13 protein-coding genes and 3 pseudogenes are annotated in these 12,130 nt (G+C 63.3%); 10 read left to right on the top strand and 6 right to left on the bottom strand.

What is annotated here, in order from left to right; translation table 11 throughout:
* Positions 1–145: 145 nt before the first annotated feature.
* The 5 genes from ABD742_RS10515 (at position 146) to ABD742_RS10495 (ending at position 2,763) form a co-directional block, all read left to right on the top strand.
* Positions 146–538 carry a nuclear transport factor 2 family protein gene (locus ABD742_RS10515; protein WP_234753682.1) on the top strand — a complete coding sequence of 131 codons (393 nt, stop codon included), beginning with the start codon at positions 146–148 and terminating at the stop codon, positions 536–538.
* A 102-nt stretch (positions 539–640) separates the two neighbouring features.
* Positions 641–937 (top strand): hypothetical protein, encoded by a 297-nt coding sequence (locus ABD742_RS10510; RefSeq protein ID WP_234753681.1) that lies wholly within the window; start codon positions 641–643, stop codon positions 935–937.
* 74 nt (positions 938–1,011) lie between these two features.
* Positions 1,012–1,359: a VOC family protein gene (locus ABD742_RS10505; protein WP_234753680.1), complete on the top strand. Its 348-nt coding sequence runs from the start codon at positions 1,012–1,014 to the stop codon at positions 1,357–1,359.
* 53 nt (positions 1,360–1,412) lie between these two features.
* The gene (locus tag ABD742_RS10500) at positions 1,413–2,420 is read left to right on the top strand and encodes an isopenicillin N synthase family dioxygenase (protein WP_234753679.1); all 1,008 of its coding nucleotides are present in this window, start codon (positions 1,413–1,415) and stop codon (positions 2,418–2,420) included.
* A gap of 31 nt (positions 2,421–2,451) precedes the next feature.
* The gene (locus ABD742_RS10495; protein ID WP_234753678.1) at positions 2,452–2,763 is read left to right on the top strand and encodes a hypothetical protein; all 312 of its coding nucleotides are present in this window, start codon (positions 2,452–2,454) and stop codon (positions 2,761–2,763) included.
* Positions 2,764–2,765: 2 nt separating this feature from the next.
* Here the strand turns inward: ABD742_RS10495 and fdxA are convergent.
* Together fdxA and ABD742_RS10485 are read right to left on the bottom strand one after the other, a co-directional pair.
* Positions 2,766–3,083, bottom strand: a pseudogene (fdxA, locus tag ABD742_RS10490) (ferredoxin).
* A 6-nt stretch (positions 3,084–3,089) separates the two neighbouring features.
* Positions 3,090–4,175 (bottom strand): annotated as a pseudogene (locus ABD742_RS10485) (aldehyde dehydrogenase family protein); the annotation flags it as partial.
* Here ABD742_RS10485 and ABD742_RS10480 point away from each other — a divergent pair.
* Positions 4,167–4,334, top strand: a pseudogene (locus tag ABD742_RS10480) (MFS transporter); the annotation flags it as partial. The pseudogenes ABD742_RS10485 and ABD742_RS10480 sit on opposite strands and share 9 nt — an antisense overlap.
* Before the next feature lie 4 nt (positions 4,335–4,338).
* Entirely contained in the window at positions 4,339–4,791 is a 453-nt protein-coding gene (locus ABD742_RS10475; RefSeq protein ID WP_234753677.1) for a cytidine/deoxycytidylate deaminase family protein, read from the top strand.
* Positions 4,792–4,876: 85 nt separating this feature from the next.
* Here ABD742_RS10475 and ABD742_RS10470 read toward each other — a convergent pair whose 3' ends face one another.
* Positions 4,877–5,218, bottom strand: coding sequence for a YegP family protein (locus ABD742_RS10470; RefSeq protein ID WP_234753676.1), 342 nt, complete (start codon positions 5,216–5,218; stop codon positions 4,877–4,879).
* A gap of 221 nt (positions 5,219–5,439) precedes the next feature.
* On the opposite strand from ABD742_RS10470, the gene ABD742_RS10465 reads away from it, so the two are divergent.
* Positions 5,440–5,697: a DUF6458 family protein gene (locus ABD742_RS10465; protein ID WP_234753675.1), complete on the top strand. Its 258-nt coding sequence runs from the start codon at positions 5,440–5,442 to the stop codon at positions 5,695–5,697.
* A 52-nt stretch (positions 5,698–5,749) separates the two neighbouring features.
* Entirely contained in the window at positions 5,750–6,088 is a 339-nt protein-coding gene (locus ABD742_RS10460) for a YciI family protein (RefSeq protein ID WP_234753674.1), read from the top strand.
* Between the two features lie 24 nt (positions 6,089–6,112).
* Here the strand turns inward: ABD742_RS10460 and ABD742_RS10455 are convergent, their stop codons facing one another.
* The 3 genes from ABD742_RS10455 to ABD742_RS10445 all read right to left on the bottom strand — a co-directional run bounded on the left by ABD742_RS10455 (position 6,113) and on the right by ABD742_RS10445 (position 10,625).
* Positions 6,113–7,426, bottom strand: a complete 1,314-nt coding sequence (locus ABD742_RS10455) for a serine/threonine-protein kinase (protein WP_234753673.1) — start codon at positions 7,424–7,426, stop codon at positions 6,113–6,115.
* Between the two features lie 202 nt (positions 7,427–7,628).
* Positions 7,629–9,482, bottom strand: coding sequence for a hypothetical protein (locus ABD742_RS10450; RefSeq protein ID WP_234753672.1), 1,854 nt, complete (start codon positions 9,480–9,482; stop codon positions 7,629–7,631).
* 204 nt (positions 9,483–9,686) lie between these two features.
* Positions 9,687–10,625, bottom strand: coding sequence for an alkaline phosphatase family protein (locus tag ABD742_RS10445; protein ID WP_344787860.1), 939 nt, complete (start codon positions 10,623–10,625; stop codon positions 9,687–9,689).
* Between the two features lie 562 nt (positions 10,626–11,187).
* Between ABD742_RS10445 and ABD742_RS10440 the strand changes: the two genes are divergently transcribed.
* Entirely contained in the window at positions 11,188–12,120 is a 933-nt protein-coding gene (locus ABD742_RS10440) for a glycoside hydrolase family 16 protein (protein WP_234753670.1), read from the top strand.
* Positions 12,121–12,130: the final 10 nt, after the last annotated feature.

Genomic DNA, 12,130 nt, shown 5'->3' with positions numbered 1-12,130 from the left:
TACCCTCCCTGTGGGTGCGGCGTCTTTGTGGTCAAGCTTGCCACTGTGGTTCCCGAACTTCGAGCTTTCCATCGACAGGCACCCTGCCCAGGAATAGCCTTAAGCCGTCCCATTGACCGACGAGGATGACGGAGAGGTATCCGACATGGGAGCTACAGAAAACGCCGAATTGGTCCGGCGGGGATACGAGGCCTTTAACACAGGTGATCTGGCGGCACTCAGCGAGCTGTTCGCGGAGGACGCAGTCTGGTACGCAGCTGGAAATGGCGTGCTGTCCGGGACGAAGCAAGGACGCGACGCGATCCTGGCGTATTTCGGCGAGCTCGGGGCGCGCTCCCAAGGTACCTTCCAAGCGACGGTCCAGGACATCGTCGGCGGAGAAAACCACACAATCGGGCTCCAGCAAAGCCGCGCCGAAAGCGATGGAAAGACCCTGGACATTGCGACTGCCATCTCCTTCGTACTCCGCGACGGAAAGGTTGTCGAAGGCCGGGAGTTCTTCGAGGACACGGCCAAGGCAGACGAATTCTGGACCTGAATATCGGATTCGGATCCCGCCCATGAAAACTCATTGACATCCCGCGTAGCGGGGTCTATTGCTTGGCATGTCCACACCCGTCCACACCAGCAAGGAGCAGAGATGGAAGCCGCGCCCTACGGAGTCGTGCACTTCTTCCCAGGAGGCACCAAAGACCAATACGAGGCGTCAATTGCCGCCGTCCACCCAGGAGAGGGGCTCCTGCCCGACGGACAGACTTTCCATGCCGCAGGCCCGTCGGCCGGCGGTTGGACCATCATGGCCGTCCATGAATCGAAGGAAAGTTGGGAGAAATTCCGCGACGGCATTCTCATGCCCCGCATGCAGGCGGGCATCGAGGGCGGATTCGAGTCGCCCCCGGAAGAGACCGTCGTCGATCTCTACAAGATCATGCCGTAATTATTCGGAAGGCCGCCCCCAGGTCTCGGGGGCGGCCTTCGTCTATCAGCGGCGGAAGTGGAAAGGAAAAAGTCATGGCCTCCATAGTGAACTACTTCGAAATCGGTTCTCCCGATCCCGAGAGCGCGCGGGCCTTTTACGGCCCACTCTTCGACTGGACTTTCGGTGAGTCCTCGCCTGCCAGCTACCAGATGGTGAATGGCGACCAGGGTGGGCTGTGGGACACGTCCTCGCCCGAGGGAACGTCGTGGGCAATCTTCTACGTGCAAGTCGACGATGTGAAAGCCGCGATCGCCAGGGCCGAGTCGCTCGGTGCGAGCGTGGCCATCCCGTTCGTTGACAACGGCACGATCGAGTTTGCGCACCTCCTGGACCCGCACGGCAACCGTTTCGGTGTGTGGCATCCCAAACAGCCGGGCTGAAGCTAAACGGACAATGCGCACGCTTGCGACATTCGACGAAAGGACAAAGTGCATTGACACTCGATACATTGCCCGTAATCGATTTCTCCCGTCTGGACGCAGGCCCGGCGGAGGCCGCCCGATTCCGTGACGAACTGCGCGCTGCCATGCATGAGGTCGGCTTCCTCTACCTCGCCGGCCACGGCATCCCGCAGGACTTGACGGACGCCATTCTCGAGGTGTCGCGGCGCTTCTTTGAGCTGCCGGAAGAAGAAAAGCTCGCGATCGAGAATGTCCACAGCCCCCAGTTCCGCGGCTACACCCGCGTTGGCGGCGAGCTTACGGACGGCGGGATCGACTGGCGGGAGCAGATCGACATCGGCGTCGAGCGGGACGCCGTTGAGCCAGGCCCGGGGGTCGCGGAATATTGGCGCCTGGAGGGGCCTAACCTGTGGCCGGCCGCGCTGCCGGAAATGCGGGAAATTGTCTCGGAATGGACCGAACGGCTGAGCACCGTCTCGCTGGCCTTGCTGAGGGCTCTGGCCGTTTCCCTCGGAGCGCCCGAGGACACCTTTGACGCAGCATTCGCCGCACGGGCTTTCCCTGTTCTCAAGATCGTGAGATATCCGGGGGAGTCGAATCCGGAACCCAAGCAGGGCGTGGGGTCCCACCGTGACGGGGGAGTGCTCACGCTACTCCTGGTTGAGCCCGGCAAGGGGGGTCTCCAGGTGGAGTACCAAGGGAAGTGGATCGACGCGCCCCAAGTACCGGGGACTTTCGTGGTCAATATCGGCGAAATGCTGGAACTGGCCACCAACGGCTACCTCAAGGCGACCCTGCACCGGGTCATCTCGCCGCTTCGAGGCACGGACCGGATCTCCCTTCCCTTCTTCTACAATCCTGCACTTGACGCGACCATGCCGCAGCTTGCCGTCAGTCCGGAGTTCCAGGCAAAAGCGCGCGGCTTGTCGGTTGACCCGACGAACAGTCCGATTCTGGAAACCTACGGGGACAACGCCCTCCGCTACCGGCTTCGGGCCCACCCGAACGTCGTAGCAGAGCATCACGCCGACCTGCTGTGATCTATACGGCACGGAGCCGGATAATGGGGCCATGGACTTCGAATTGCTCACCATCCAAGACTGTCCGCATAGCTCTGCGGCCCGGGAACTGTTCTCCCGGGCTGCGGAACTGGAAGGGAACGACCCGGCCTTGATTGAGGTCAGGCAGATCACGACCGACGAAGAGGCCGAAGCCTCCGGATTCCACGGATCCCCGACATTCATGGTGGACGGAATTGACCTCTTCCCCTCGATGGCAGAACCAGCCATGACGTGTCGCGTCTACCGTACGGCCGGGGGCCTCTCGGGCCTGCCCAGCCTGGAGTCGCTTCGACAGGCGATCCAGGCCAGGCCGGCCCCTTAACATCAGCCCGGAACTGTTGCCGCCGCAACTACCGGATGGTCCCGCCCGAGGTTCCCCAGCGCCGATGCTCCTTGCGGGGATCCGATCTCCTCGAAGAACTCGACGTTGGCCCGGACGTAATCCGTCCACTCATCCGGAACGTCGTCCGAGTAGTAGATCGCCTCGACCGGGCAGACGGGATCGCAGGCGCCGCAGTCCACACATTCGGACGGGTGGATGTAGAGCGAGCGTTCGCCTTCTTAGATGCAATCCACGGGGCATTCGTCGATGCAGGCTTTGTCCTTGACGTCCACGCAGGGCTGCGCGATCACGTAGGTCATGACGCGCTACACACCGGTGTAAACGGTCTTGCCCCAGGTGAAGAAGTCCAGTGCCGACTTGCCCTGCTCGCGGAAGGTGTTCGTGGAGGAGTCCTTCACGCCACCGAACGGCACGTTTAAATCCAGGCCCGCCGTGGGGCGGTTGACCTTGATCACTCCTGCCTGCGCCCGCGCGGCGAAGTCCGTGGCCAGGGCCAAGGAGTCGGTGCAGATCCCTGCGGTGAGGCCGTAGCGGGAGTCGTTGATCGCGGCGAGTCCGGCCTCGTAATCGGGGACCTCCAGGACCGCGACCACCGGACCGAAGATTTCCTCGGTCACCGCGGCGTCGTCCAACGGAATATCGGTGAGGACAGCGGCCGGGAAGAGCAACGCACCGGAGGGGTCGCCGTCGTACTCTCCGTGAAGGAGGGTGGCGCCGCGTTCGACGGCGGTGCGCACCGCTGCCTGGTCCTGCTCGAACTGCTGGCTGCTCACCACGGCACCCATCTTGGCGCCGTCGAGCCCGTCACCGGCGGTGTACTTAGCCGCCTCGGCGACGAGGGCGTCGAGGAAGGCATCGCGGACGCCTGGGGTGACGTAGACGCGGGACGTTGCGGTGCACGCCTGGCCCGTGAGTCCGAACGCGCCGGCTGCGACTACCGCGGCGGCCTTCTGCGGATTGGCGTCGTCGAGGACCAGGACGCCGTTCTTGCCGCCCATTTCGAGCTGGACGCGGGCGCGGCGCGCATTCAGGATTTCCTGGAGTCCGAGCCCCACTTTGGTGGATCCGGTGAAGGACAGCCCGGCGATGCGGGGATCGCGTGCCAAAGCGTCTCCGACCACGCGGCCCTTGCCGGGGACCACGATGAATACTCCGGCGGGAAGTCCGGCGTCCTGCAGGGCGTGGGCAAGGTGCGTCGCGGAGAGCGGGGTGAGTTCGGCCGGCTTGATGACCACCGCGTTACCGCTGATGAGTGCGGGGGCGGCCTTCCATGCCGGGATGGCGATGGGGAAGTTCCAGGGGGTGATGAGCCCGACGACGCCGAGCGGCTCGCGCCGGGTGGTGATGGTGGTGTCGGGGAGGCCGCTGGGAAGTACTTCGCCGGTGTTGGCGTCGCGATCTTCGGCGGCACGGCTTCCTACCTCCTGGTCTGGCTCCAGTCCATGAATGCATCGTGGATTTTCCCGGTTTACGTTGCCGTCCTGTCCGTGTTGAGCATTGTGTTCTACGTGCTCGCACGGCAGAAGAATGGCATCTTCATTGGAAGCTAGGAATATGATCTCGTTTGACCTCAGTCAGTCCGATGTGGAGCTCTACACCGCGGCCCGTCAATTGTTCCTCACGGCTCATCACAGTGAGAACCACCGGGTGGCCGCCGCCAAGCGGGGCGCCTCCGGGGCGATCTACCTCGGCCTCCACATCGGCTCGAAACGAATCAACGTCTGCGCCGAATCCAGCGCCCTCGCCAACGCCCGCATTGCGCAGGAAGCCTCCATCCAGTCCTCCGTCGCAGTCAGCATGGACGAACACGGCGAACCCCAAGTCACCAATCCTTGCGGCGTTTGCCGGGAGTTGCTTCGGAACTATGGGGCCGAGGCAACTGTCCTGGTTGATGCCGGGGGAGAGGTTGGAACTGTCGGCCTAGGGGAGCTCCTGCCTTATCCCTGGATGCGGGCTACCGAGACCGAATGGGCCACCCAGCCGCCAGAAGCCATCAAGCCGTACTAAGCGCGATGGAAATGGCCGGGACTCTTTGAGTCCCGGCCATTTCTGCGGTCCGGCGCTATTTGACCAGGCCCTATTTGACCAGGTTCTATTTGACCAGGTTCAGCCAGCGCTTGGACGTCAGGGCTTTGTGGCCGCGCCTACGGACGATAGAGGTTCGGCCCAGCCAATTCCGGACCCGGGCCGGCCCCTCTTCGGCCAGGGCCGGCGGGGAGATTTCCGGTGCTGGTCCGGATGCTGCCGGCTGGCTCGGACACAGGTCAGTGATCAGTCCCATCCCCGCGCACGCCCGCACTTCGCGGATTCCCACCACTGCGGCGCGCTTGGTCTCAAAATCCTTCGAGACCGCCATGACAGTCCCGTCCGCTGCCTTCAGCCGGAACCGATAGCGTTCCCGGGTATCGACAAACAGTTCAAACTTTCCTGCCATTCGCTGACCTCCCCAATAGAGACATATGGTCCTTCATCGACCGTACCCGGAGGTCAACAAAAAGCAAAGCACCCTTAGTGTTTTGCTTTTTGTGCCGCCCAGGTGCCGGATCGGCGGCGCGTGGTTGCCGGATGAGGTGCTGACGTGTAGCTTTGGCGATGCCAAGTAACCTTAGTAATACCCGCCACCGCCGGGTCCGCGGTTCAGCAGGAGGTACAGCAGTGGGTATCGGATCATCCATCTTCCTTATCGCGATCGGCGCTATTCTGGCCTTCGCCATCCCTGGAGATGTCGTGTCATTCATCGATCTCCATATGGTCGGCTATATCCTCATGGTCGTCGGCGTCATCGGCTTGATCGTTTCCCTCTTCGTGTTCGGCCCGCGCCGGGCCCGCCGAATCAGCGAAAGCCGCGCCACAGTGGACCCGGTCACGGGGGACCGCATCGTGACGAGGGACACCCGCGACGGCGGAATCTAGCAACGGCAGGAAGTCGTTGCCGTCCGGCCCGTCCGTGGGGGACCATCGAGGCATGACCAAATACCTCATCTCCTTCCCGAGCGAAGCCATGATGATCACCGACGAGGAGCTCCCTATCGTTTCCGCCGAAGCCCACGCTGTGATCGAGGAGGCGAAGGCGGCAGGCGCCTACGTCTTCGGCGGCGGGATCGAGGAGGAAACCGATCCCGTGCTGGTTTCCGCCGACGGCTCGGTGAGCACCGATATCTATCCGGGCTCCGAAATCAAGGGTGGGTTCACCGTGCTGGAGCTGCCGACGCGCGGGGACGCGGTCGAGTGGGCGAGGAAGATCGCGGTGGCTTGCCGATGCCCGCAGGAGCTCCGCGAGTTCATGTACGACCCGCAAAGCTAGCTTTTGTCAGCTCAGCGCCGGTTCCTAACCGCCATTGCCCTTGCCGTTGCTCTTGTGGCGTCCTGGCGCCGGTGCTAAAGGAACCGGCGCAACCGGCGGAGATGTCTCAACGCCCGGCGAGGGCGTTGGCGTTTGGGTGCTGGGCGTTGCCGAGACGGACGGGTCCGGGGCGGCGGGAGCAGGCGGCTGGAAGGCGCTCACACCAATGATCACCAGAGCGGTCGTAAGGAGTGCGGCGCCGACAGCCCACGCCGATCTGCGCGCGCGGCTTGCCGGTTTCCCTCGCCATTGGCGCCTGTTTCGTACGGCCGGCCCGACGACGGCGCCACCGCCCGCGATTACGCCCGCCATTGCCGCGGGCTGCACTTGCATCTGGATGGTTGCCTTGGCTGTGCGGGGCGGGCGGTCGGGCATGCGGGGAAGGGTCTGCGTGGCTCCGTTGGCGCCAACGGGCGTCGCCGCAGGGACGCCGGAACTGAAGGCACTCCGAAGTGCTTGCTCAACCTCTAGTGCGCCGGGCCGTGCAGAAGGCTCAGTCGATGTCATGGCGGTGAGGAGGTCAACCCACCGCGTCCCAAGGTCCTCCGGTACACGGGGTGGGCGGTGGAGCCTCGCAACGGCCGACTCCACGCTCGTTCCCGGGTATTCGAGCTTTGCGGTCAGGCATTCGAGGAGGAGAAGTCCGAGGGAGTAGATATCGCTTGACGGTCCGAGGACAGAGCCGGTGGCCTGTTCCGGGCTCAGGTATGCGGCGGTTCCCACCATGGTGCCAGTTGCGGTCAGGCGCGTTCCCTCGATGATGCGGGCGATTCCAAAGTCGGTGAGTTTGGGCCGGATGGGGGATCCTGCGGGGGCATCAGCCAAGAGGACATTCGCGGGCTTGATATCGCGGTGGATGATCCCACGCCCATGGACGTATTCCAGGGCCGAAGCCAGATCCGCCCCGATGTGGGCTACGTCCTGGGGCGCCAGCGGTCGGCCCCGCAATCTGGCATACAGGTCCGGACCGTGAATCAGTTCCATGGTGAGGAATGTCCGGGCATGCTCCGGATCCCGATGGTCGGTACCGGCGTCGAAGAGAGTGACGAGTGACGGATGGTTGAATGTCGCCAGGAGCCGCATCTCGTTTTCATGCCGGGCAAGCTCATCCGGCCCGCCCAGCAGGGGAGCAAAGAGCTTGAGTGCCACGTCGCGGCCTAGCCTCTCATCCTGCGCCCGGTACACCGACGCCGTCGCGCCGCGGCCGATCAAGGTTCCCAGCCTGTACCGGCCAGCTACAAGAGCATCGCTGTCTCCAGTAATACGGCCATCCGGCACGGTTTCACCTCGCTTCTTCAACCCGACAAATCCTGCGTCCTCCAGGCAACCCGGGCCGGCCTCGGCCACATGCCTGGTCCGACTGACGCAACCTCATCATACGAGGTGCGACCGCCTCAGCTAACGCTGAGCGACCCTGACCGCCGAAAGGCTACTACGTGGATCGGCGGCCCCGGACTAAACCAGGAGCCGCCGATCCATGCCTGTTGAAATGCCTATTGATTCATGGCAGGTAGTAACCTGCAACGTCCGCGATGAGTTGTGCCGTGCCGGCAGATTGGCTGTAGAGGGTTACTTTTCCGTCAGCTCCGACAGGTACAACGACTTGGTTCGGAACAATCTGTCCGGTGGCGTAGTTCAGGTTGGAGGCGTTCGGCAGAGTGGTTCCGGATGCGTAAGCTGTGACGAATCCGAACGACGTCGGATTGGCTACCGTGAGGTTGAAGGTGACTGCCGAGACCGTTGCGGGGATGCCGCTGACACCGCCGACCTGGAAGGACACTGTTCCGTTCGGTGCCACCGCTGTGCTGTTGCGGGTGTCCAGGAACCTAGTTGGTGCGATGGGTTGGAAGGTTCCCGATGCCGTTGCGGTGCCGGCCAGGTAGTACCCGGAGACGTCCGCAATGAGTTGCGCGGTTCCCGAGGACTGGTTGTAGAGGGTGACTTTTCCGTCCGCGCCCACCGGCACGGTGACACTATTGGGGACGATCTGTCCGGTGGCGTAGTTCAGGTTTGAGGCGTTCGGCCGGGCGGTTCCGGACGCGTACGCCGTGACGAAGCCGAACGACGTCGGGTTGGCCACGGTGAGGTTGAAGGTCACCGCCGAGACCGTCGCCGGGATGCCATTGACCCCGCCGACCTGGAAGGAGACCGTGCCGCCCGGCCCTACCGCGGTGCTGTTGCGGGTGTCAAGGAACCTGCTTGGCGCAAGCGCTTGGAAGTCCCCGGGCGCCGATGCGGCAGCCGGGAGGTAGTACCCGGAGACGTCCGCGATGAGTTGCGCGGATCCCGACGACTGGTTGTAAAGGGTGACCTTCCCGTCCGACCCCACGGGAACCGTGACCAGATTAGGGACGATCTGTCCGCTGGCGTAGTTCACGTTGGAAGCGTTCGGACGGGCGGTTCCCGATGGGTAGGCTGTGACGAATCCGAACGACGTCGGGTTGGCCACCGTGAGGTTGAAGGTCACCGCCGAGACATTTGCCGGAATGCCGTTCACGCCGGCAACCTGGAAGGAGACCGCGGAGCCCCCAGCTACAGGCGAGGTATTCCGCGTATCAAGGAAGCGGGTCGGTGCTATCGGGATAAGCGCGCCGGACGTTCCTCCGGCCGCGGCTGCTCCGACTTTTATGACGAGATCGTCGATATACTCGTCACCCATTTGCGTCAGATGCTCAGCACCGAGCTGGAGTGCCGTCACGGTGGTCGCTGTCGTGTTGACTTGGTTGCTTGAAAAGATGGATGTTCCGTCAACCCAGACTTCAACCGTGGACGCAGCCCCGTTGGCTATGACATGCATTCCAACATGCCGCCACGCATTCAACGCAATGGAGCCGGACACCAGCTTGGTGTAAGTAAAGCCCGTCGAGGATGTTACCCGGAGCCAAATTTGGCCGTTGCTGTTGTAGCGGTAGATGTCTACGAACCTTGTGGTGTCGAAGAAGAACCGGAAATAGGGGACATCGTTTCCTGCAACGCCCGCGGTGGTGATATTGAACCACGCGTCCGCATAAACATCATTGGAGTTTGCGGGGAGCGTGGTCACCAGGTTGGCCAGGGAACCGGGGTCGGTGGTCACATGCAGGTGGGCCGAACACGAGCCTGAGTGGGCCTGTGAGTTGTCGATGGTTGCCGTTCCGGTTGTTCCGGTATTAACGGTGAACCCAGCCAGCGTTCCGGATTCGAAGTTATTGGCCACAACCGTTGTTCCAGGATAAGTGTTCGTGGGAGCTGGAACTCCGGCTGAACAAGTGGTCGGCGGCGGGGCAGCGGCGCTTGCCGGACCGGACACAAGGGCCAGTGCCATTACGGGCGCAGCAAGTGCGCTGATGAAGCCCAAGCCAAGCAGTCGTTTCACTGATCTGTCCTCCCACTTCGTTCATCGTCCGCCACCACAGTGGTGCCGAAAAGCTGCCGGTAGGTGCGGAGGTTCGTGGCCCAGGCACCCGGCAACACCGTCGAGAACCTATGGCACCATGGGGGCGGTTACAGGTGCGTTACCAAATCCGGGGGTGTGTAGATAACAGCGGTCGCGTGGAGACATCACCGGTTGACCGCAAGGTCACGGGTGGGCGCTGAAGACGTCCGGCCCGAAGCTGGGCAGTCCCGGGGCCGCTGCGTAGCCCAGGCGGGGGAGGGAGAAGATGTCCTCCATCGTGGCGAGGAGGCTGTAGTGGTTGTACATCGTTCCGCTGCTGGTGCCCGGACTGGTGAACGGGGAGAGCACAAGCGCGCCGACAAGGCCTCCAGCTGTTCCGCCTGGCAGGCCGGAAGGGCCGGTTGCGTTACCGTCGGCCTCGTCGAAGGTGATGACGAGCACGCCGTCCTGCCGATAGGCCGGTGAATTGAGGATGGCCGGGACTTGTTCCTTAAGCCAGAGGTCGGCGCTCTCCAGTCCGCCGGGTTGTCCGTCGACGCAAGGGCTGTCGTGGCCGTCGTGGCAGAGGTTGGGGCTGACGTAAGCCAGGTCCGGAGTGGTTGCGGCAGACTGTAGGTCCTTCGCGAGGTTGGAGTAGTCCACTACGTTGTCTCGGCAGCCCGGGGAGGAAGTGATGCTGGTGAAATAAACGAAGGGATTGTGGCGGGTGGCGTACTGGTCATTGATCTTGGCGTTCTGGGAGTTGTCCTTTGCACCTGGGCTAGGGTGACGGCACGGCGTGCCCATGTCTTCCATGTATCCCTTCCAGGTCTTCCCGGCGTCGCTAAGTTGCCCGGCCAGCGTCGGGACTGAAGCGGGGTAGACGCAGCCCGATCCGAGCACCTGGCCCGGGTCGGCGGTTCCGGTTTGGATGAACGGCGCGTAAGTCGTGCAGTCATTGCGCGTCATCGGGTTGGATGCCTGTCCGGAGATCTGGGCCAGATAGTTGGGGTTGGAATGATGAGCGACGCCGTAGTACTGGGTCAGGAGGACGCCTTGGCTGCGCAGAGTTTGGGAGAGGTAAGGGGCTGCCGAATCCGGACCCCAGGTCTTGTTGTAGCTCTGGTTTTCCAAATTGATCACGAAGACGTGCCCGATCTTCCCGGCGGCAGCTGTGGGCGCGGGGCTGCCGGGGGCGAAGAAGCAGAGGTTGGGGACGGGGAGGAACCGGTGATGGTGGTGGTGGGATCGGGAACCGGTGTTCCGCCACCGGACGGACCTTGGCAGGCAGTGCTGATTACCGCAAGGGCGACCGCGACGACGACGCGAACAGCCCGTGAACGGCGGCGGCCCGGGACCCTTCCGCCGGATTTCATTTTGAGTCTCATGTGATCCTGCTTCCTCCCAATTCCTCCGACCGTGGTCAGCGGCCGTGACTGGCCTGCTGGCAGGCCTGCGACGAAGGGGCATGCCTCGTCTTGGTGTATCAGGTATTACGAAGCGTCCGGTCCGGACACTGTTGCACACTAAGTTCAACTGGGCTATGGTCCCCAGCTTCGGGTTCCCTGTGAGTTTGCGCCCGTGCCCGGCCTGCGGATGCAGTGGCTCCGGTCCGGACCGAAGGATGGGCGCGCTGACGGAAGGGCGCAGACGGATCGCCGCCCGGGCCTTGTTTCGGCGTGGATTTGCCGCCAAACTTGCTCCCATGCGCACCGAGCAACGGCGAAACAAAAAGGCCGTGGGGGCGGTCCTCCGTGCCAACATGATGATCGCGCTCGTCGCGGCCTTGTCGCTGGCCGCCTCCGGATGTGTCGCTGACGTTCCGACGATCGCGGGCCCCACTGACCCACACAAGACCGCCGCACCTTCGACGGCGGGGGCGGGAACGGGGCAGTCCCAGGCGACCGGACAGATGCCAGTGGGTGATCTGCCCGGGTGGCGGCAAGTATTCAGCGAAGATTTCAGCGAGGGGGACGTCCCGCTTGGGAGCTTCCCCGGGCCGGCGTACCGCGCGAGGTGGAGTGTCAACTACGCTGACGGCACACCGGACACAGCCGGTCAGCAAAGCGGCGGCAGGTCGGGGTACTACCCATCGAAGGTGCTCAGCGTCAAGGACGGGATGCTCGACATGTACCTGCACACCGAAAAGGGTGTCTCGATGGGGGCGGCACCCGCGCCAAAGCTTCAGCCGGCCAACGGGCGCCCGTACGACAGCCTGCTGTACGGGCGGTATTCGGTGCGGTTCAGGTCCGAGGCCTTGCAGGGGTTCAAGACGGCGTGGCTGCTGTGGCCCGATAGCGGAGTGTGGCCGCGTGACGGCGAGATCGATTACCCCGAAGGTGATCTGTCCAAGTCCTTTTACGGTGCCGTCCATCAGGCCGGGTCGGACAAGAACATCTTCCATGAAAACCAGTCTGGTGCGCGGTTCACGGCCTGGCATACCGCGACAACCGAATGGACGCCTGGGCGCGTTGAGTTCTTCCTCGACGGTGTCTCGATCGGTGTCAACACTGTCGGCATTCCCGACAAGCCAATGCATTACATCCTCCAGACCGAATCCTGCCTGACCGGCTGCCCCGCACCGGCAACAGCCGGGCACCTTCAGGTGGCCTGGGTGGCAATCTGGGCGAAAGCGTAGGTGCATTGCC

The sequence above is a fragment of the Arthrobacter ramosus genome (genome assembly GCF_039535095.1).
In the GTDB taxonomy this organism is placed as follows: Bacteria; Actinomycetota; Actinomycetes; order Actinomycetales; family Micrococcaceae; genus Arthrobacter; species Arthrobacter ramosus.
The sequence above is the reverse complement of the archived record's forward strand: the minus strand, read 5'-3'. Positions and strand labels throughout refer to the sequence as shown.

Bases quoted from the DNA above. Each gene is read 5' to 3' on its own strand.
- ABD742_RS10510 (WP_234753681.1), top strand. From the start codon at position 641: ATGGAAGCCGCGCCCTACGGAGTCGTGCACTTCTTCCCAGGAGGCACC.
- ABD742_RS10505 (WP_234753680.1), top strand. From the start codon at position 1,012: ATGGCCTCCATAGTGAACTACTTCGAAATCGGTTCTCCCGATCCCGAG.
- ABD742_RS10470 (WP_234753676.1), bottom strand. From the start codon at position 5,218: ATGGCAGGAAAGTTTGAACTGTTTGTCGATACCCGGGAACGCTATCGG.
- ABD742_RS10515 (WP_234753682.1), top strand. From the start codon at position 146: ATGGGAGCTACAGAAAACGCCGAATTGGTCCGGCGGGGATACGAGGCC.
- ABD742_RS10495 (WP_234753678.1), top strand. From the start codon at position 2,452: ATGGACTTCGAATTGCTCACCATCCAAGACTGTCCGCATAGCTCTGCG.
- ABD742_RS10475 (WP_234753677.1), top strand. From the start codon at position 4,339: ATGATCTCGTTTGACCTCAGTCAGTCCGATGTGGAGCTCTACACCGCG.
- ABD742_RS10460 (WP_234753674.1), top strand. From the start codon at position 5,750: ATGACCAAATACCTCATCTCCTTCCCGAGCGAAGCCATGATGATCACC.
- ABD742_RS10440 (WP_234753670.1), top strand. From the start codon at position 11,188: ATGCGCACCGAGCAACGGCGAAACAAAAAGGCCGTGGGGGCGGTCCTC.